The organism is Streptomyces sp. NBC_01506 (genome assembly GCF_045040295.1).
GTDB lineage: Bacteria > Actinomycetota > Actinomycetes > Streptomycetales > Streptomycetaceae > Streptomyces.
In genome coordinates, this window is the sequence record NZ_CP109422.1 from 766,967 (window position 1) to 789,954 (window position 22,988).

Genomic DNA, 22,988 nt, shown 5'->3' on the forward strand with positions numbered 1-22,988 from the left:
TCAGCCGCTGCGCCGGCCGAGCTCGTTGTCGATGTAGGCGAGGATCTCGTCCGCCGTCGCGCTCTCGATGTGGTCCGCCGCCGACGCGGGCTCGGCGTTCTGCCCGCCCCCGGCCGCGTTCCACCGGTCGAGCATCTGCCGCAGCCGGGTCGCGACCCCGGCCCGGCTCGGATCGTCCAGGTCGCCGACCGCCAAGGCGGCCTCCAGGCGGTCGAGTTCGGCGAGGACCGACGGTCCCGCGTCGACCGCCGCGCTCGGCGGTGCCAGCTCGCCCAGCAGGTGCTCGGCGAGCTGGGCCGGGGTCGCGTAGTCGAAGACCAGGGTCCCGGGCAGTCGCAGACCGGTGGCCGCCCCGAGCCGGTTGCCGAGTTCGACCGCGGTGAGCGAGTCGAAGCCGAGCTGCTGGAACTCCTGGTCGGGCAGGATGCGGTCGGCCGTGTTGTGGGCGAGGACCGCTGCGGCCTCGGCGCGGACCAGATCGACGAGGTAGCGCAGCCTGGCCTCCGGGCGCAATCCGGCGATGTCGTGCGCGGTCCCGTCCGGGGTGCGGGTGATTCCCGCCGCCGACCGGCGCTGAGTGCCGACCAGATCGCGGAGCATCGCGGGCACCGGTCCGTCGGCCGCGGCGGCGGCGCCGGGGTCCGCGGGTCGCAGGGCGAGCGGGACGAGCAGCGCCGATGCCGCGTTCATCGCGGTGTCGAACATCGCCAGTCCCTTGTCGGGGCTGATCCGCGCGAGCCGGCCGGATCGGCTGTCGGGCAGTTCGGCGGCCATCCCGAGGTCCTCCCAGGGACCCCACGCGAGCGAGAGCGCCGGAAGCCCGCGGTCCTGCCGGTATTGGGCGAGGGCGTCGAGGTACGTATTGGCGGCGGCGTAGTTGGCCTGGCCGGGCCCGCCGATGATCCCGGCGACGGACGAGTAGAGCACGAACGCGGCCAGTGGCTGATCCAGAGTCGCCCGGTGCAGATTCCACGCCCCGTCCACCTTCGGCGCCAACACCCGCTCAAGCCGCTCCACACTCAACCCACCCACCACACCGTCATCCAGCACCCCAGCCGCATGCACCACAGCGGTCACCGGACGCTCCAGCCCACCCACCAACGCACCAACCGCCTCCGCATCACCCACATCACACGCCACCACCGACACCTCAGCCCCGAACCCCGCCAACTCCCCCACCAACCCACCCGGATCCCCACCACTACGACTCACCAGAACCACATGCCGCACACCACGCTCCACCACCAAATGCCGCGCCAGCACACCCGCCAGCCCACCACTGCCCCCCGTGATCAACACCGCACCCTCACCATCCCAAACCCGCGGCATCGTCACCACCAACTTCCCCACATGCCGCGCCTGCGACATAAACCTGAACGCCTCAACCACCCGACCCACCGGCCACGAACGCACCGGCAACGGACACAACACACCCCCCGCAAACAACTCCAACAACTCCGACAACATCACCCCCATCAACTCAGGGCCGGCCTCCGACAAATCGAACGCCGCGTAGTCCACCCCCACCGGCTCACGCACATCCCGCTTACCCATCTCCAAGAACCGGCCCCCCGGCCGCAACAACCCCAGTGACGCATCCACAAACTCACCCGCCAGCGAATTCAGCACCACATCCACCAACGGAAACCGCTCCGCGAAACCGGTATCACGCGACGAAGCGATCCGCTCCTCCGCCACCCCCAACCCCCGCAACACACCCCACTTCGACTCACTCGCCGTCGCAAACACCTCAGCACCCAGATACAACGCAATCTGAACCGCCGCCATCCCCACACCACCAGCCCCCGCATGAACCAACACCCGAGAACCAGGACCCACCCCCGACAACCGCGTCAACCCATACCACGCCGTCAAGAACACGAGCGACGTCGAAGCCGCGATCTCGTCCGACCACTCCTCGGGAACCCGTGCCAACATACGTTCGTCGGGCACCACCACGCTCGACGCCATGCCACCCGGCACCAGGCCCATGACCCGGTCCCCCAGACGCAGTTCGCGCACCATGGGACCCACCTCGGTCACGATTCCCACGGCCTCGGAGCCCAGTTGGCCGGCGTCGCCCGGGTACATCCCCAGCGCATTGAGCACATCACGGAAGTTCAGCCCCGCGGCCGACACCCGCAACCGCACCTGCGCACCCGACAACGGCCCACCCGCACCCTCGTCCGGCACCAACGCGAGCTGGTCCAGGCTGCCGCGCTTACGGGAGACGAGCCGCCAATCGCCGTCGGACGGCGGCACCAGACCGCCGGCCGAAGCGAACCGGGCGAGTCGGCCGGTGTGCCCGATGCCGTCCCGCACGACGACTTGCGGCTCGTCCGCCAGCAGGGCCAGCCCGATCGCGACGTCTCGGTCGGACTCGACGTCGATCAGTCCGAACCGGCCGGGGTGCTCGGACTGCGCGGTCCGCAGCAGGCCCCACACCGCGGACGCCGCGAGATCGGTCGCGTCAGGACCGGCGGCTTTGGTGGTGACCGCCACCAGGCGGGACGCCGCGAAGCGCTCGTCGGCCAGCCAGTCGCGCACGAGATCGAGCATCCGGCCGGTGATCCGGCGGACCGCGTCCGGACCGGCGCCCTCGCCACCGCCGAGCGCGACGAGCACCGTGGCAGGCACCGGGTCGAGGGAGGCGAACCCGGCGAGACCCGCGGCCCGCACGAGGCTGAGGCCGGCGAGGTCGCGCAGCCCGGACGGCTCGTCGCCGAGCACGCCGACCGTCCGTCCGTCCGCCACCGGTTCGGCGGCGGCAGGCAGCCAGCGCGCCAGGAACAGCGAATCGGTGTCCGCGGCGCTCGAAGTGGCCGGAGCACCGCTCACCGCGCGGTCGCGGAGCGCGGCAACGGACAGGACGGACCGGCCGGCCGGGTCGGCCGCTTCGATGGCGACCCGGTCGGTGCCTCCGTCGACCAGCCGGACACGCAACGCCGACGCGCCCGAGGCGTGCAGCGTCACGCCCTCCCAGGCGAACGGGAGCCGTTGGCCCTCACCCGTTTCCCGGGTGAGCAGCAGTGCGTGCAACGCCGAGTCGAGCAGAGCCGGATGCAGGCCGAAACTCTCCGCACCGGTGACCCGGTTCGGCAACGCGACCTCCGCGAACACCTCGTCGCCGCGCCGCCAGACCGCGCGCAGGCCGTGGAACGCGGGGCCGTAGCCGAAGCCCAGGTCGGTGAAGCGGTCGTAGCAGCCCTCCACGTCGACCGGATCGGCACCCGGCGGCGGCCAGGTGGCGGCGAAGCCGGCGTCGCCGGTCCGCGGGTCGGCAGACAGCGTTCCCGCGGCGTGGCTGATCCACTGCGCATCGGCTGACGCGTCATCGGGGCGGGAGTGCACGGTCACCGTCCTGGTGCCGCTCGCATCCGAACCCTCGACACCCTCGACCCGTACCTGGATCCGCACGCCGCCGCGCTCGGGCAGCACCAGCGGTGCGATCAGGGTCAGGTCCGCGACCGAGCCGCAGCCGACCTCGTCACCGGCCCGCACCGCCAGGTCCAGCAGCGCCGTAGCGGGGACCAGTACCCTGCCACCGACCCGGTGGTCGGCGAGCCACGGCTGTGCCGCCAGCGAGAGACGGCCGGTCAGGAGCACACCGGTGCCGTCCGCGAGGGAGACCGCGGCGCCGAGCAGCGGGTGCGTCGCCGAGGTCAGGCCGAGTTCTGCGGCGTCGTTGTTGCGCGGGCCGGTCGCGGGCCAGTACCGCTCGTGCTCGAACGGGTAGGTCGGCAGGTCGATCAGACGGCCACCGGCGGCCAGCACGGACCAGTCCACATCGACACCGGCCACATGCAGCGCCGCCACCGCACCCAACAGCGACTGGGCCTCGTCCCGATTCCGGCGCAACGACGGAACAGCGAGCGCATCCGGTACCCATGCGCACAGCGCGCCGTCCGGGCCGATCTCCAGCACCCGATCGGCCGCCGCCGCACCGACCGCATCGGCGAACCGCACCGGCTCACGCACCTGCTGCACCCAGTACTCCACCTCGCCGAAGCGCCCACCATCCGCAACGGTCGATACCACCGGAATCACCGGATCCCTTACCACGAGCCCATCGATGGCCGCGGCGAACTCGGCCAGCATCGGCTCCATCAGGACCGAGTGGAACGCATGACTCGTACGCAGCCGGGTCGACTTCTCGAACCGGCCGGCAACCGCCAGCACGGCATCCTCGACCCCGGACAGCACCACACTGTCGGCGGCGTTCACCGCCGCGATCTGCACCCCATCGCTCAGCAGCGGCAGCACGTCGGCCTCACTCGCCCGCACCGCCACCATCACTCCCCCACGCGGCAACCCCGCCATCAACCGAGCCCGAGCCGACACCACGGCACACGCGTCATCCAACGACAACACCCCGGCCACATACGCCGCCGCCAACTCCCCCACCGAATGACCGACCACCACGTCCGGCCGCACACCCCACGACTCCACCAACCGGAACAACGCGACCTCAAGCGCGAACAGAGCAGGCTGCGCCCACCCCGTGTCCTCAAGAAGCCCGGCATCCTCACCCCACACCACATCACGCACACCCGGATCAAGACGAGACAGCACCTCGTCGAACGCCGCCGCGAACACCGGGAACCGGCCGTACAACCCACGCCCCATCCCCAACCGCTGCGAACCCTGACCCGAAAACACGAACACCAACCGGCCCGGCACACCCCGCCCCGACGCCAGCTCCGACCCGTCCGACAGCAACACCGCACGATGCTCGAACACCTGACGAGTAGCCAACGACCGCCCGACATCCACCCCGGAGCAATCGGCAGCCGCCTCGACGACCCGCCCCGTCAACACGCCCAACGCCGCCGCCGACCGCGCAGACACCACCCATGGCACCGCACCCGAAGCCACGTCCGAGTCCGAACCCGAGTCCGAACCCGACACATCAACCGGCTCTTCGACCGGCTCTTCGAGAATGACGTGGGCGTTGGTGCCACTGATGCCGAACGACGACACCGCCGCGCGGCGCGGACGGTTCACCGCGGGCCACTCGGCAGGTTCGGTGAGCAGGCGCACGTCGCCCGCGGCCCAGTCCACATGTGATGACGGCGTCTCGATGTGCAGGGTCTTCGGGGCGACGCCGTGCCGCATCGACTGCACCATCTTGATCACACCGGCGACACCGGCCGCGGCCTGGGCGTGGCCGATGTTCGACTTGATCGAGCCCAGCAGCACCGGCGCATCCCGATCCTGCCCGTACGTCGCCAGCACAGCCTGCGCCTCGATCGGATCGCCCAACCGCGTCCCCGTCCCATGCCCTTCCACCACATCCACATCACGCCCACGCAGACCCGCGTTCGCCAGCGCCTGCCGAATCACCCGCTGCTGCGACGGACCGTTCGGCGCCGTCAAACCGTTCGACGCACCATCCTGATTCACCGCCGACCCACGCACCACCGCCAACACCCGATGACCACGACGCTCGGCGTCCGACAACCGCTCCAGCACCAACATCCCCACACCCTCGGCCCACCCCGTACCATCCGCGGCATCGGAATAGGACTTGCACAGTCCGTCGCCGGCCATGCCGCCCAGTTTGGCGAACTCGCCGAAAGGTCCGGGAGAGGACAGGACCGCGACGCCGCCGGCGAGAGCCAGCGAGCACTCGCCGAGGCGCAGGGCCTGCGCGGCGAGGTGCAGCGCCACCAGCGATGACGAGCACGCCGTGTTGACGGTGATCGCCGGACCCCCCAGCCCCAGGACGTACGCCACGCGGCCGGAGATCACGCTGGACGTGGTACCGGTCATCACGAAGCCCTCGTGGCCCGGCTCCCCGGCCAGCAGGGTGCCGTACTCGGTGTCCCCGGCGCCGAGGTACACGCCGGTCGTCGTGCCGGCGAGCGACGACACGTCGATTCCCGCCGTCTCGAGGGATTCCCAGGCGGCTTCGAGCACGACGCGCTGCTGCGGGTCCATCGCCATCGCCTCGCGCGGCGAGATGCCGAAGAACGCGGCGTCGAACTCCGTCGCGTCCCGCAGGAATCCGCCCAGCAGCTCCGCGTCCACCTCCCAGCCCCGGTCCGTCGGTGCCGGCGTGACCGCGTCGCGCCCCTCGGCGACGAGGCGCCACAGGTCCTCCGGCGAACGGACGTCGCCCGGGTACCGGCAGCTCATCCCGACGATCACGACCGGGTCGTCGGTGCGCGTGACGGCCGTGGGAGCGGTTGGCGCGGCTGGCTCCTGCCCGGTGATCTCGGCGCTCAGATACGTCGCGAGCACGGTCGGGTTCGGGTAGTCGAACACGAGGGTCGCGGGCAGCCGCAGGCCGGTGACGGTGGCGAGCCGGTTGCGCAGCTCGACGGCGCCGAGCGAGGTGAACCCCTGGACGCTGAAATCCTGGCGGGAACCGATCCGGTCCGGGCCGGCGTGGCCGAGCACCATGGCGGCTTCGGCGCGGACGAGGTCGACGACGAACGGCAGGCGGTCCGCCTCGGGCAGCACGGAGAGCCGCTCGGCGAAGTCCGTGGCGGCCGACCCGGCCGCGGCGACGGCGCGGCTGCGCCGACGCCCGCCGGGGACCAGGCCGCGCAGCAGCGCCGGCACGTCGCCGGCCGCCGGCGTCGGCGGGGCGAGCACCGGCACCACGAGCGGGTCCGCCGAACCGACCGCGATGTCGAACATGGCGTTGCCCTGCTCGATCCCGATCCCGGCTTCGGCTCCGACCTGTGTGTCCGCGGTCATGCCGATGTTCTGCCACAGTCCCCAGGCGATGGAGGTCGCGGGCAGTCCGAGGGTGTGCCGATATCCGGCCAACGCGTCAAGATACGTATTCGCCGCCGCGTAACTCCCCTGCCCCGGCGCACCCATCACACCCGCCGCCGACGAATACAGCACAAACGCGGCCAGTGGCTGATCCAGAGTCGCCCGGTGCAGATTCCACGCCCCGTCCACCTTCGGCGCCAACACCCGCTCAAGCCGCTCCACACTCAACCCAGTTACCACACCGTCATCCAGCACCCCAGCCGCATGCACCACCGCCGTCACCGGACGCCCCAACCCACCCACCAACGCACCAACCGCCTCCGCATCACCCACATCACACGCCACCACCGACACCTCAGCCCCGAACCCCGCCAACTCCCCCACCAACCCACCCGGATCCCCACCACTACGACTCACCAGAACCACATGCCGCACACCACGATCCACCACCAAATGCCGCGCCAGCACACCCGCCAACCCACCACTGCCCCCCGTGATCAACACCACACCCTCACCATCCCAAACCCGCGGCATCGTCACCACCAACTTCCCCACATGCCACGCCTGCGACATAAACCTGAACGCCTCAACCACCCGACCCACCGGCCACGAACGCACCGGCAACGGACACAACACACCCCCAGCAAACAACTCCAACAACTCCGACAACATCACCCCCATCAACTCAGGGCCGGCCTCCGACAAATCGAACGCCGCGTAGTCCACCCCCACCGGCTCACGCACATCCCGCTTACCCATCTCCAAGAACCGGCCCCCCGGCCGCAACAACCCCAGCGACGCATCCACAAACTCACCCGCCAGCGAATTCAGCACCACATCCACCAACGGGAACCGATCCGCAAAACCCGTATCACGCGACGAAGCGATCCGCTCCTCCGCCACCCCCAACCCCCGCAACACACCCCACTTCGACTCACTCGCCGTCGCAAACACCTCAGCACCCAGATACAACGCAATCTGAACCGCCGCCATCCCCACACCACCAGCCCCCGCATGAACCAACACCCGAGAACCAGGACCCACCCCCGACAACCGCGTCAACCCATACCACGCCGTCAAAAACACCAACGGCACCGAAGCCGCAACCTCATCCGACCAACCCTCAGGCACCCCCACCAACATCCGCTCATGCGGAGCAACCGCCGACTCCGCAAAAGCCCCGTCCACAATCCCCATCACCCGATCACCCACAGACAACCCCACAACCTCCGGGCCAACCCCCGTCACCACACCCACAGCCTCACAGCCCAGTTGGCCGGCGTCGCCCGGATACATCCCCAGCGCATTGAGCACATCACGGAAGTTCAACCCCGCGGCCGACACCCGCAACCGCACCTGCGCACCCGACAACGGCCCACCCGCACCCTCGTCCGGCACCAACGCCAACCGATCCAAACTGCCCTTCTCCCCCGCGACCAACCGCCAACTCCCCTCCCCCGGAGGCACCAGCGAGCCGGCTGTGGCGAACCGGCCGAGTCGCGCGCCGTGCGCCACTTTGCCCCGTACCGCGAGCTGAGGCTCATCCGCGAGCACGTCGAGTGCGACCGCGATGTCCTCGGGCGACTCCACATCCACCAGTGCGAACCGCCCCGGATGCTCGGCCTGCGCCGAACGCACCAGACCCCACACCGCCGACGCTTCGAGATCCGTCACCTCCGGACCAGCGGCGCCGCTGGTGACCACCACGAGCCGGGAGGCACTCAGCCGCTCGTCGGCGGTCAGCCAACCCTGGACCAGATCGAGCGCGCGGACGGCGGCCGCCCGGCTGCCGGCCGATCCGCCGGATGCCGACGTGCCGGACTCACCGGCCACGATCACGAGATCCGGGACCGGGTCCAGCTCGGCGAGCGAGTCGAGGCCGGCGGCTCGGGCGGCGTCGATCTCGTCGAATCCCGCGCCCAGCACGGCGATCGCGCCGACCGGCGTCCGCGTAGCGGCGGAGACCGGCTGCCACTCGACGACGAATATCGAATCGGCGGCGGCCGGCGCGGCGGGAGCCGGAGCGTCCGCCATCGGGCGGTCGTGCAGCGCCGCCACCGAGATCACCGGGTTGCCCCCGGGGTCCACGGCCTCGATGGCCATCCGGTCCTGGCCGGCGGCGGTCAACCGGACCCGCAGCGCCGACGCACCGGAGGCATGCAGCGTCACGCCCTCCCACGCGAACGGCAACCGCGGTTCCTCGGTCGTCGGCCGGGTGAGCAGAAGCGCGTGCAACGCCGAGTCGAGCAGAGCCGGATGCAGGCCGAAGTCGTCCGACCTGGTCACCCGGTCCGGCAGCGCGACCTCCGCGAACACCTCGTCGCCGCGCCGCCAGACCGCGCGCAGTCCCTGGAATGCCGGGCCGTAGCCGAATCCGGCCGCGGCGAACCGTTCGTAGCAGCCCTCCACGTCGACGGCCTCGGCCTCCGGCGGCGGCCATGCGGCGGCGAACCCCGGGTCGCCGGCCTTCGTGTCGGGGGTCAGCGTTCCACTGGCGTGGCCGGTCCACGGCGCTTCGGCCACGCCGTCGGGCCGGGAGTGCACGGTCACCGTCCTGGCGCCGGACGGGTCCGGCTCCCCGACCCGGATCTGGACCTGGACGCCGCCCAGGTCGGGCAGCACCAGCGGAATCAGCAGCGTGAGATCGCCGAGCGCCGCGCAGCCGACCTCGTCGCCGGCCCGGATCGCCATCTCCAGCAACGCCGTGGCGGGAACCAGCACGGTCCCGTTGACCCGGTGGTCGGCCAGCCACGGCTGCGCCGCCAGCGAGAGACGGCCGGTCAGCAGCAGGCCGCCGCCGTCCGCGAGGGAGACCGCGGCACCGAGCAGCGGATGCGCCACCGGAAGGAGCCCGGCTCCTGGCAGGTTCGCGGCACCGGCCGCGCCGTCGGGCCAGAACCGCTCCCGCTGGAACGGGTAGGTCGGCAGGTCGGTCAGCCGGCCGCCGCCGATCAGTGCCGACCAGTCCACCTCGGACCCCGCGACGTGGATCGCGGCCAGCGCCCGCAGCGCCGCCTCCTGCTCGCCCAGGTCCCTGCGCAGCACCGGTACGGCGAGCAGGTCGGGCAGCAGGGCGCACAGGGTGCCGTCCGGGCCGATCTCCAGCACCCGGTCCGGCGCCGCGGCACCGATCGCGTCGGCGAACCGCACCGGTTCGCGCGCCTGCTGTACCCAGTACTCGACCTCACCGAAGCGGACGTCCACGGGCGCGGTCGACCGCACGGGCACGGTCGGCTCGCCGGGCTTCACCCCGTCGATGGCGGCGGCGAACTCGGCGAGGATCGGCTCCATCAGGGTCGAGTGGGCGGCGTGGCTGGTGCGCAGGCGCGTCGACTTCTCGAACCGGCCGGCGAGCGCGAGCACGGCGTCTTCGACGCCTGACAGCACCACACTCCGCGCGCCGTTGACCGCGGCGATCTCCACGCCCGCGGTCAGCAGCGGCACCACGTCGGCCTCGGACGCGCGCACCACGACCATCGCCCCGCCACGCGGCAGGCTCGCCATCAACCGGGCCCGCGCCGACACGATCGCGCACGCCTCATCGAGGGTCAGCACGTCGGCGGCATGCGCCGCCGCCAGCTCTCCGAACGAGTGCCCGATCAGTACGTCCGGCCGCACACCCCACGACTCCACCAGCCGGAACAACGCGACCTCAAGCGCGAACAGGGCAGGCTGCGCCCACCCCGTGTCCTCGAGAAGCGCGGCATCCTCACCCCACATCACGTCACGCACGCCCGGATCCAGGCGGGAGAGCACCTCGTCGAACGCCGCCGCGAAGACCGGGAACCGGCCGTACAGCTCGCGGCCCATTCCCAGCCGCTGCGAACCCTGACCAGGGAACACGAACACCAAGCGGCCCGGGGCGGCCGGTCCGTGGGCCGCGGTGACCCGATGGCCGTCCGCAGAGGCCAGTACCACCGCCCGGTGATCGAGCGCGGCCCGACCGGCCGCCAGGGTGTACGCCGCGTCCGCGGTGGACGGCACCGAGTCGAGGAGTTCGAGCTGAGCGTCGAGAGCCTGCGCCGAGCGGGCCGAGACGACGAGCGGCAGCACGTCATCGGCGGCCTGACCCGACGGGGCGGCGGCCGGCGGGTGTTCGAGGATGACGTGTGCGTTGGTCCCGCTGACGGAGAACGCCGACACGGCTGCCCGCCGCGGCCGTCCGGTTTCCGGCCAGTCCACCGCCTCGGTGAGCACGGAGGCGGCGCCGGCGTCCCAGTCGACCTGCGACATGACAGAACTGACATGGAGGGTCTTCGGGGCGACGCCGTGCCGCATCGCCTGCACCATCTTGATCACACCGGCGACACCGGCGGCCGACTGCGCGTGGCCGATGTTCGACTTGATCGAGCCCAGCAGCACCGGCGCATCCCGATCCTGCCCGTACGTCGCCAGCACAGCCTGCGCCTCGATCGGATCGCCCAACCGCGTCCCCGTCCCATGCCCTTCCACCACATCCACATCACGCCCACGCAGACCCGCGTTCGCCAGCGCCTGCCGAATCACCCGCTGCTGCGACGGACCGTTCGGCGCCGTCAAACCGTTCGACGCACCATCCTGATTCACCGCCGACCCACGCACCACCGCCAACACCCGATGACCACGACGCTCGGCGTCCGACAACCGCTCCAGCACCAACATCCCCACACCCTCGGCCCACCCCGTACCATCCGCGGCGTCCGAGTACGCCTTGCACAGGCCGTCCGGGGCGAGCCCGCCCTGCTTGGCGAACTCGCTGAACGCACCGGGCAGGGCGAGGACCGCGACACCGCCCGCGAGCGCCAGGGAGCACTCGCCGGAGCGCAGCGCCTGAGCCGCCGTGTGCAGCGCGACCAGCGACGCCGAGCACGCCGTATCGATGTTGACGGCGGGGCCTTCGAGCCCGAACGTGTAGGCGACCCGGCCGGAGATGACGCTCGTGGTCGTCCCGGTCATGATGTAGCCCTCGACCCCGGCACCGCCCGCGCTGGTCAGCAAGGCACCGTAGGACGCGTCGGTGGCACCGAGGTACACGCCGGTCTCGGTCCCGGCGAGGCTGTGCGGGTCGATCCCGGCCCCTTCGAATGCCTCCCAGGCGGCTTCGAGCACGACGCGCTGCTGCGGGTCCATCGCCAGCGCCTCGCGCGGCGAGATGCCGAAGAACGCGGCGTCGAACTCCGTCGCGTCCCGCAGGAATCCGCCCAGCACCTGCTCCGAGCCGAGGTCCCAGCCGCGGTCGGTCGGGGCGGGAACCACGGCGTGATCGCCCTGCGCGACCAAGTCCCACAGGTCGTCGGGCGACTGGATGCCGCCCGGATACCGGCAGCTCATCCCGACGATCACGACCGGGTCGTCGGTGTGCGTGACGGCCGTGGAAGCGGTTGGCGCGGCTGCCTGCAGGCCGGCTCCGGTGAGCTCGGTCAGCAGGAAACCGGCCAGCGCGGTCGGGTTCGGGTAGTCGAACACGAGGGTCGCGGGCAGCCGCAGGCCGGTGACGGTGGCGAGCCGGTTGCGCAGTTCGATCGCGCTGAGTGAGTCGAAGCCCTGGTCACGGAACTCCTGGCGCGGGCCGATCGCCGCGACCGACTCGTACGCCAGCACGGCCGCCGCCTCGGTACGGATGACCTCGACGAGCTGGGCGAGACGGTCGGCCTCCCGCCGCGCGAAGATCTTCGCGGCCAGGCCGGTGCCGGCGGGCGAAGCGGCGGCGGCCGTGCGGCGAGCGGTCCTGACGAGGTCGCGCAGGATCGGCGGAACCTGCGTGGCGGCCGACGGCCCCGTGCTCAGTGTGGTGGCGACGACGAGCGGGTGGCCGGTCGAGGCGACGGCCGCGTCGAACATGGCGGTGCCCCGGGCGGCGTCGATGTGCAGGACACCGGCCTTGGCGGTCCGGCGGGTGTCGGTTTCGGAAAGGCCCGCGGTCATGCCGACGGCCGGGTCCCATGGTCCCCAGGCGATGGAGGTCGCGGGCAGTCCGAGCGTGTGCCGATACCCGGCCAACGCGTCAAGATACGTATTCGCCGCCGCGTAACTCCCCTGCCCCGGCGCACCCATCACACCCGCCGCCGACGAATACAGCACGAACGCGGCCAGTGGCTGGTCCAGAGTCGCCTGGTGCAGATTCCACGCCCCGTCCACCTTCGGCGCCAGCACCCGCTCAAGCCGCTCCACACTCAAACCAGTTACCACACCGTCATCCAACACCCCAGCCGCATGCACCACCGCCGTCACCGGACGCCCCAACCCACCCACCAACGCACCAACCGCCTCCGCATCACCCACATCACACGCCACCACCGACACCTCAGCCCCGAACCCCGCCAACTCCCCCACCAACCCACCCGGATCCCCACCACTACGACTCACCAGAACCACATCCCGCACACCACGATCCACCACCAAATGCCGCGCCAGCACACCCGCCAACCCACCACTGCCCCCCGTGATCAACACCGCACCCTCACCATCCCAAACCCGCGGCATCGTCACCACCAACTTCCCCACATGCCGCGCCTGCGACATAAACCTGAACGCCTCAACCACCCGACCCACCGGCCACGAACGCACCGGCAACGGACACAACACACCCCCCGCAAACAACTCCAACAACTCCGACAACATCACCCCCATCAACTCAGGGCCGGCCTCCGCGAGGTCATAAGCCTGATAATCGACCCCCTCCGGCTCACGCACATCCCGCTTACCCATCTCCAAGAACCGGCCCCCCGGCCGCAACAACCCCAGCGACGCATCCACAAACTCACCCGCCAGCGAATTCAGCACCACATCCACCAACGGGAACCGCTCCGCGAAACCGGTATCACGCGACGAAGCGATCCGCTCCTCCGCCACCCCCAACCCCCGCAACACACCCCACTTCGACTCACTCGCCGTCGCAAACACCTCAGCACCCAGATACAACGCAATCTGAACCGCCGCCATCCCCACACCACCAGCCCCCGCATGAACCAACACCCGCGAACCAGGACCCACCCCCGACAACCGCGTCAACCCATACCACGCCGTCAAAAACACCAACGGCACCGAAGCCGCAACCTCATCCGACCAACCCTCAGGCACCCGCACCAACATCCGCTCATGCGGAGCAACCGCCGACTCCGCGAAAGCCCCGTCCACAATCCCCATCACCCGATCACCCACAGACAACCCCACAACCTCCGGGCCAACCCCCGTCACCACACCCACAGCCTCGCGGCCGAGCGGACCGGCGTCGCCCGGATACATGTCCAGAACATTGAGCACATCACGGAAGTTCAACCCCGCGGCCGACACCCGCAACCGCACCTGCGCACCCGACAACGGCCCACCCGCACCCTCGTCCGGCACCAACGCGAGCTGGTCCAGGCTGCCCTTCTCCCGCGCGACCAACCGCCAACTCCCCTCCCCCGGAGGCACCAGCGAGCCCAGTCGGTGCAGGCGTGCGACTCGCACGACGCCGGAACGCACCTGTAGTTGCTCCTCGCCGTCGGCCAGCACCGGCAGCACCGCCGCGAGGTCCGCGCCGGGCTCGGCATCGACCAGCGCGAACCGTCCCGGATGCTCCGCCTGCGCCGAACGCACCAGACCCCACAGCGCCGAAGCGCCGAGCCCCGACTCACGCACTTCCGATCCCACCGCACCGCACGTCACGAACACCAGGCGCGAGCTAGCGAACCGCTCGTCAGCCAGCCACTGCTGCATCAGCCGCAGAGCTTGCCCCGTGACGGACCGCGCCGAGTCTTCCCCGCCTACACGCGCCAGCACCACGTCAGGAAGCGGATCCGCCAGCTCTCGGACATCCGCCAGGTCCGCGACAGCCCAGGCCGCTCCCGTCCCCGTCCCCGCCGCCGAGACCGACGCCGCCGCCGACGACGGCTCGACCGGCATCCAGGCCACATCGAACAGGGAGTCACGCACACCGCGATCGTCACCCCGGTCGGTGAGCGCTTCGCGCACCGTGAGCGACTCGACGCTGATCACCGGATCTCCGGCCGCGTCCACCGCCGACAACGCGAGGCCCGCGCCGCCCGCGCTCCACCGGACCCGCAGCACCGACGCACCAGAAGCGTGCAGGCTGACGCCCCGCCAGGAGAACGGCATGAGGTTGCGGCCCTCGTTCTCGGCGGCGAACCAGCTTGCCTGTAGCGCCGCGTCGAGAAGCGCCGGGTGGATGCCGAACGCGCCCGCCTCCGGACTGCGGCCGCGCAGTCCCTCGGGCAGCGCGACCTCGGCGTAGATGTCGTCGCCGACCCTCCAGACCTCGCGCAGCCCCCGGAAGAGCGGCCCGTACACGAGGCCGTTGGCGGCGAGCCGGTCGTAGTGACCGTCGAGGTCGACGGGCCGCGCGCCTTCCGGCGGCCATGCCCGGGTCTCCAGACCCGACAGGTGCACCCCGCGCGCCACGACGCCGGTGGCATGCTGCGTCCACTCGCCCTCGGGCAACTGGCTGGGACGCGAGTACATCCGCGCCTCGCGGCGGCCGGTCTCGTCGGCTGCGCCGAGCCACACCTGTACGGCCACCGCGTCGTCGGGGGGAAGAATGAGGGGCGCCGAGAGAGTGAGCTCTTCCACCTGGTCACAGCCGACCTGGTCCGCCGCGCACAGCACCAGTTCGAGGAATCCGGTGCCGGGGAAGACCGTGACGCCCCCGGCGTCGTGGTCGGCGAGCCACGGCTGCGTCGCCGGCGAGAGGCGGCCGGTGACGATGACGCCTCCGTCGCCCGCCGAGACCGCGACCGCACCGAGCAACGGATGGTCGATGGCCGTCAACCCGAGTCCGGCCGCGTCACCGCTGCGCGGACCGGCCGCGGGCCAGTACCGCTCCCGCTGGAAGGGGTAGGTCGGCAAGCTGATCAGACGGCCACCGGTCGTCAGCGCCGACCAATCGACAGCGGTGCCCGTGACATACAGCGCGGCGAGTGCGCGCAGCGCGGTTTCCGGCTCGTCCCGATCCCGGCGCAGCAGGGGGACGGCCGGGGTGTCGGTGAGCAGTGCGCACAGCGCGCCGTCCGGGCCGATCTCCAGCACCCGATCGGCCGCCGCCGCACTGACCGCATCGGCGAACCGCACCGGCTCACGCACCTGCCGCACCCAGTACGCGGCGTCCCCGAACCGGCCCGGCCCAGCAACCGTCGCACTGACCGGGATGACCGGCTCATTGACCGTCACCTCCCCGATCGCCGCGGCGAACTCCTCCGACATCGGCTCCATCAGGACCGAGTGGAACGCATGACTCGTCCGCAGCCGGGTCGACTTCTCGAACCGGCCGGCAACCGCCAGCACGGCGTCCTCGACCCCGGACAGCACCACGCTACCGGCGGCGTTCACCGCCGCGATCTGCACCCCATCACTCAGCAGCGGCAGCACGTCGGCCTCGCTCGCCCGCACCGCCACCATCACCCCCTCACGCGGCAACCCCGCCATCAGCCGAGCCCGAGCCGACACCACGGCACACGCGTCATCCAACGACAACACCCCGGCCACATACGCCGCCGCCAACTCCCCCACCGAATGACCGACCACCACGTCCGGCCGCACACCCCACGACTCCACCAACCGGAACAACGCGACCTCAAGCGCGAACAGAGCAGGCTGCGCCCACCCCGTGTCCTCAAGAAGCCCGGCATCCTCACCCCACACCACATCACGCACACCCGGATCAAGACGAGACAGCACCTCGTCGAACGCCGCCGCGAACACCGGGAACCGGCCGTACAACCCACGCCCCATCCCCAACCGCTGCGAACCCTGACCCGAAAACACGAACACCAACCGGCCCGAACCGGGCACGGCCTCACCCGAGGCAGCCGTCGAGCCGTCGGACAGCAACACCGCACGATGCTCGAAGACCTGACGAGTAGTCAGCGAGAACGCGACGTCGACTGGGTTCAACGTCGGAGCGGCGCCCGTATGGGACAACAACTCGGCGGTGCGGTCCCGCAGGGCGTCGGCGGTGCGGGCGGAGACCGGCCACGGCATCAGGACGGGTGCGACCGCCGAATCCGCCTCGTCCGCCACGTCCGCCACGTCGTCGGGCAGTTCGAGCAGGACGTGGGTGTTGGTGCCGCTCGCGCCGAACGACGAGACGGCGGCGCGGCGCGGACGTCCGGTCTCGGGCCAGTCCGCCGCCTCGGTCAGCAGGGAAACCGCGCCGTTCTCCCACTGGACGCGCGAGGACGGGCTCTCGATGTGCAGGGTCTTCGGGGCGACGCCGTGCCGCATCGCCTCGACCATCTTGATCACACCGGCGACACCGGCGGCCGACTGCGTATGGCCGATGTTCGACTTGATCGAACCCAGCAGCAGCGGCGTCGTCCGGTTCTGGCCGTACGTGGCGAGCAGCGCGTGCGCCTCGATCGGGTCGCCGAGGCGGGTGGCGGTGCCGTGCGCCTCGACGACGTCGACCTCGGCCGGGGTGAGGCCGGCATTGGCGAGGGCCTGTCGGATCACCCTCTCCTGGGCCGGACCGCTCGGTGCGGTCAGCCCGTTGGACGCGCCGTCGGAGTTGATCGCCGAACCGCGCACCACCGCCAGCACCCGGTGCCCGTTGCGGCGCGCGTCGGACAGGCGCTCAAGGACCAGGACCCCGGCTCCCTCCGACCAGCCGGTCCCGTCGGCCGACTCCGCGAAGGCGCGGCAGCGGCCGTCGGACGAGAGCGCGCCCTGGATCGCGAACTCGACGATCGCGGCCGGGGTCGACATCACCGTGACACCGCCGGTCAACGCGAGTGAGCACTCGCCGTTGCGCAGTGCCTGGGCGGCGAGGTGCAGCGCCACCAGCGAAGAAGAGCATCCGGTGTCCACCGAGAGGGTCGGCCCGTTGAGCCCGAAGGTGTAGGCGAGCCGGCCCGAGAGCAGGCTTCCGGACTGCGCGGTCTGCCACTCCACGCCGAGCATCGGGGCGCGGTAGTCGCCGGTGCCGCCGCCGACGAACACCCCGGTCGCGCCGCCGCGCAGGGTGGCCGGGAGGATGCCGGCCCGTTCCACCGCCTCCCAGGCCACTTCGAGCAGGAGGCGCTGCTGCGGGTCGATGACGAGCGCGTCGGCCGGGGAGATCCGGAAGAAAGCGGGGTCGAAGCCCGCGGCGTCGTCGAGAAAGCCGCCGTGCTTCGGCACCCGGCGGCCTTCCGGCCCGGTCTCGAACCGATCGAGCCCGCTCAGGTCCCAGCCACGATCGGTGGGCAGTGGCCCGATCGCGTCACGGCCGCCCTCGACCAGGTTCCACAGGTCCTCCGGCGAGCGTACGCCGCCGGGGAAGCGGCACGCCATGCTGACGATGGCGATCGGCTCGGTGGCCGACCCCACCAACTCCCGGTTGCGCTCGCGAAGGCTGTCCACCTGCTTGAGCGCGGCGCGCAGCGCCTCGACGACTGAGTCCGAGCGGTCGGTCATCGCACTACCTTTTCCGTGGGAGGTTGATCGGATGGGCCGCCCATAGCGGCGTTGACGAGGTCGTCGACGCTCATCGTGTCGATGTCGGGCCCGGCGGCGGACGTACCGTCCTCGGCGGCCTGCGCCGCCGGGTCGGTCCGGCCGACCAGCCCGAGCAACTGGTCCAGCACGCCGATCCGGCGCAGCCGGTCGAGCGGGATCTCGGCCAGCAGCGCCCGCAGTTCGGCCTCGGCGTCCGCCGCGGGCAGGAGCAGGTCGAGCAGATGGCCGCCGAGCGCTTCCGGGGTCGCGTAGTCGAACGCGAGGGTCACCGGCAGCGTGAGACCGGTCGCGGTCGCGAGCTTGTCGCGCAGGTCCACCGCGGTCAGCGAGTCGAATCCGAGGTCCTTGAAGGCGCGGTCGGGCTCGACGGCGCCGACGCCGGTGTGTCCGAGCACCGACGCGACGCGCTCCCGGACGAGTTCGGTCATGGCGCCGAGCCGGTCCGCCGGGGCCAGTGCGCGCGTTCGTTCCCGCAGCGCGGTCGCCGCGGAGGCGTCGTCGCCGCGGAGGCGTTCGGCCGTGGCGAGCGCGGCCTGCGCCTCGGGCACACCGGTCAGCAGCCGGCCGGGCCGGTTCGCGGTGTGCGCCGGGGCGAACCGGTCCCAGGCGACGTCCGCGATCACGAGCGTCGGTGGGCCGGCGGCGACGGCGCGAGCGAGCGCGGTCAGCGCCTGTGCGGCGAGCATCGGGTTCAGGCCGTTGGCGCGCAGGTGCGCGGCCGAGGTTTCGGCGTCCTCCCACGGTCCCCAGGCGATCGACGTCGCCGGGCGCCCGGCGCCTCGACGTCGTACGGCCAGGGCGTCGAGGGCCGCCGCCGAGGTGCCCTCGGCGCCACGCCCGGCCGAGCCCCAGGTGCCCGTGCACGAGCCGGAGAGTACGAAGGCTTCGACGGGCCGGTCGCCGACCAGCTCGTCCAGGGTGACAGCGGCCGCTCGGGCGGCCGGGTCCACTCCGGCGACGAGGACCGCGGTCAGATCCTCGATGCCGTCCAGCACCTGCGCGAGACCCGCCCGGAGCGTGAGATCGCAGGGGACGAAGTCCACGCCCTCGGGCACGCCCGTGCCCGAACCCGGCCCGGCCAGCAGTACCCGGGCGCTTTCGCCGAGCCAGCGCAGCAGCGGTTCGCCGACCGCTTCGGCGTCGCCGGCCACGAGCACCGTGCCGGACGGAACCCACGCGAGGTCCGGCGCGACACCGGTGCGGACGATGCGCCGGGCGAGCAGGCCGGCGGGGCGCAGGGCGAGTTGGTCCTCGCCCGCGGCGCTTCCGGCGAGGACGGCGGCGAGCAGGTCGGCCGCAGGGGTGTCCACGCCGGAGGGCAGGTCGATCAACCCGCCCCAGCTTTCAGGGCTGTCGAGCGCGCATGCCAGGCCATGGCCCCAGACGGCGGCCTGGTCCGGGTCGGGTGCGCCATCCGCGTCGTCGGTGGCGACCGCGGACGCGGTGACGAACCACAGCGGCGCGCTGACACGCGCCTGATCGAGCGCGGCGAGCAGCTCGGCCGGATCTTCGGCCGTCGCCTGCGCCAGCACGCCGGCGAACGCGTGGTCTGCACGGCCGACCCGTTCGGCGATGCGCTCGCCGAGGCCGGGGCCCACCGCCACGGCCGCGACCGACGCGTCATCGGCCCAGCTCGGCGCTTCGCCTTCGGCGACGATCGCCAGCCAGGTCCCGACCTCGGCCGGGGCCTGGTCGGAAACGCGGGTCCAGGAGGCGCGGTAGAACAAGCCGTCCGGGCCGGAACTCGGCGCCGGGTCGGGCCAGTAGCGCTCGCGCTGGAAGGCGTACGTCGGGAGGTCGAACGCGGCCGGCCCGGTGCCGCCGAACAGGCGGCTCCAGTCGATGCCGACGCCGCGCACGTGGATCCGGGCCAGCGCGCCGGTGAGCGACGCCGCCTCGTCCTGGCCCTCGCGCAGGGCCGGAACGGCGGCCTGGCCGTCGGGCACGCACTCGGCGGCCATCGCCGAGAGCACGCCGGACGGGCCGAGTTCGAGGAAGGTGCCGATGCCCGCCCCGGTCAGCGCGTGCACGCCGTCGCCGAACCGGACCGTCTGCCTGACGTGCCGCACCCAGTAGTCGGCCGAGCTGAGGTCTTCGGGCCCCGCGAGAGCGCCGGTGACGTTGGAGACCACGGGCAACCGCGGCGGCCGGTACTCCAGCCCCTCGGCCGTACGCCGGAACTCGTCGAGCATCGGCTCCATGAGCGAGGAGTGGAACGCGTGGCTGACCCGCAGTCGGCGGACCCGGCGCCCCTGCTCGGCCAGTCGCGCGGCGGCGGCGAGCACCGGGCCCTCCGGGCCGGACAACACGATCGATTCGGGGCCGTTGACGGCCGCGAGCGCGACCTCGTCGCCGAGCAGCCCCGCGGCCTCCTCCTCGGAGGCGCGGACCGCGACCATCGCTCCGCCGGACGGCAGCGCCGCCATGAGCCGGGCCCTGGCGCGGACCAGTGCGCAGGCGTCCGCCGACGACAGCACGCCGGCGACGTGCGCGGCGGCCAGCTCGCCGATGGAGTGCCCGGCGACCGCGGCCGGCCGCACACCCCACGACTCCACCAGCCGGAACAGGGCGACTTCGAACGCGAACAACGCCTGCTGCGCGTTGCCGGTGTCGGTCAGCGGCTCCGGGTCCTGGCCCCACATCACCTCCCGCAGGCCGGGATCGAGGTGGGAGAGGATCTCGTCGAACGCCTCGGCGAACCGCGGGTGACGGGTATACAGGTCGCGGCCCATGCCGAGGCGCTGGGCGCCCTGGCCGGTGAACAGCACGGCCAGTTCGCCGGCGGTCGCGAGACCGCGGACGAGCTCGGGCCGGTCGCCGGCGCCGGTCAGCAGCACCGCGCGATGCGGCAGCGCGGCCCGGCCGGTGGCCAGCGCGCGCCCCACGGCCTCCGGTGAGAGTTCGGTCCTGGCGGCGGTGAAGGCGCTGAGCCGCTCGATCTGCGCGTCAAGGGCGGCGGCGCCGCGGGCCGAGACGAGCCAGGGCACGAGCACCGGCGCCGCGGGTGGTTCGGCGGGCCCGGCGGCCTCGTCCGCCGCGGGTTGCGCGGGCGCCGCGGGTTCCGTGGGCGGCGTGGGCTCCGTGGGCGGCTCCTCCACGATGACGTGCGCGTTGGTGCCGCTGATCCCGAACGCCGAGACCCCGGCGCGGCGCGGCCGGTGCTCGGAGCGCGGCCAGTCGCGGGCCTCGGTGAGCAGTTCGACCGCGCCGGCCGACCAGTCCACGTGCGACGAGGGCTCGTCGGCGTGCAGGGTCCGCGGGAGTATGTCGTGCTTCGCGGCGAGCACCATCTTGATGACGCCCGCGACGCCCGCCGCGCCCTGGGTATGGCCGAGGTTCGATTTGACCGCACCGAGCAGCAGCGGTTCATCCCGGTCCTGGCCGTAGGCGGCCAGCAGCGCCTGAGCCTCGATCGGGTCGCCCAGCGCGGTGCCGGTGCCGTGCGCCTCGACGACATCGACGTCCGATGCCGAAAGACCCGCGTCGGCGAGCGCGGCGCCGATGACCCGCCGCTGCGCCGAGCCGTTCGGGGCGGTCAGTCCGTTGGACGCGCCGTCGGAGTTGACGGCCGAGCCACGCAGCAGAGCGAGCACACGGTGGCCGTGCCGGCGGGCGTCGGAGAGCCGCTCCAGTACCAGCAGCCCGATTCCCTCCGACCAGGAGGTGCCGTCGGCGCCGGCGCCGAATGCCTTGCACCGGCCGTCCGGGGCGAGCCCGCCCTGAGCGCTGAACTCGACGAAGGAATCAGGGGTGGACATCACCGAGACGCCGCCGGCGAGGGCGAGCGTGCACTCCCCGCCGCGCAGCGCCCGGACGGCCAGGTGCATGGCCACCAGCGACGCCGAGCACGCGGTGTCCACCGTGACGGCGGGGCCCTCCAGGCCGAAGGTGTAGGCGATCCGGCCGGACATCACACTCGCGGTGTTGCCGGTGGCGACGTGCCCCGCGCCGAGCTGATCGGCCGGTGCCGCGGTGGCGGCCGCTCGCCGCAGCGCGCCCACGTAGTCCTGGCCGTTGGTGCCGACGAACACGCCGGTCGTGGTGGAGCGCAAGGACTGCGGATCCAGCCCGGCGTGTTCGAGCGCCTCCCACGAGGTCTCCAGCAGGAGCCGCTGTTGCGGGTCCATGACCATGGCCTCGCGCGGTGAGATGCCGAAGAACGCGGCGTCGAACTCACCGGCCCCTGCCAGGAATCCGCCCGCGCGAGTCGCGCTGCGCCCGGCCAGCTCCCCGAGGTCCCAGCCGCGGTCGCCGGGGAACTCGCCGATCGCCTCGCGCCCTTCGGCGAGCAGCCGCCAGAATTCCTCCGGCGTCGTTATGCCGCCGGGGAACCGGCAGCCGATGCCGACGATCGCGACGGGATCGTCCGTCTGCGGCCGGACCACGGCCGGCGCCGCGGGCGACGCAGGCGCCGGCTCGGCGTCGTCGGACAGTTCGGCGAGCAGGTGGGCCGCGAAGTCGCGTGGTGTCGGATGGTCGAACAGCACGGAAGCCGCCAGCCGCAGGCCGGTCGCCGCGGCCAGGGCGTTGCGCAGTTCCAGGGTGGTCAGCGAATCGAAGCCCAGGTCCCGGAACGGCAGGTCGGCGTCGACGGCGGAGCCGCCGCCGTGGCCGAGCACGTGCGCGGCCTGGCCGCGGATCAGGTCGAGGACATGCCGCTCGCGCCGCTCGGGTACGAGTTCGGCGAGGCGGGATCGCAGCCCGCCCGACTCGGTCTCCTCCAGTTCGGTCAGGGGCGCGGCGGCACGGTGTGGTTCGGGCAGAGCGGCGAGCAGCGGCGCGGGCCGGCCGGCGCGAAGGACCGGGGCGTAACGATCCCACTCGACGTCGAGCACGGTGATCCCGCTCTC

General features: G+C 72.0%; 2 protein-coding genes (1 of these 2 cut by a window edge). Both read right to left on the bottom strand.

The window, feature by feature from the left end; all coding sequences use genetic code 11:
• Window positions 1-18,096, bottom strand: coding sequence for an SDR family NAD(P)-dependent oxidoreductase (locus OG329_RS03125; protein WP_405792576.1), 18,096 nt, complete (start codon window positions 18,094-18,096; stop codon window positions 1-3).
• Window positions 18,093-22,988: the 3' end of a type I polyketide synthase gene (locus tag OG329_RS03130; RefSeq protein WP_405792578.1), read on the bottom strand. Its footprint extends 18,045 nt past the window's final position; only the last 4,896 of its 22,941 coding nucleotides appear in the window; the start codon falls outside the window, past its right edge; its stop codon occupies window positions 18,093-18,095. The genes OG329_RS03125 and OG329_RS03130 overlap by 4 nt, the downstream gene beginning before the upstream one ends.

What these genes read in the sequence shown, in the direction of transcription:
- OG329_RS03125 (WP_405792576.1), bottom strand. Translation starts at nt 18,096, where the DNA reads ATGACCGACCGCTCGGACTCAGTCGTCGAGGCGCTGCGCGCCGCGCTC.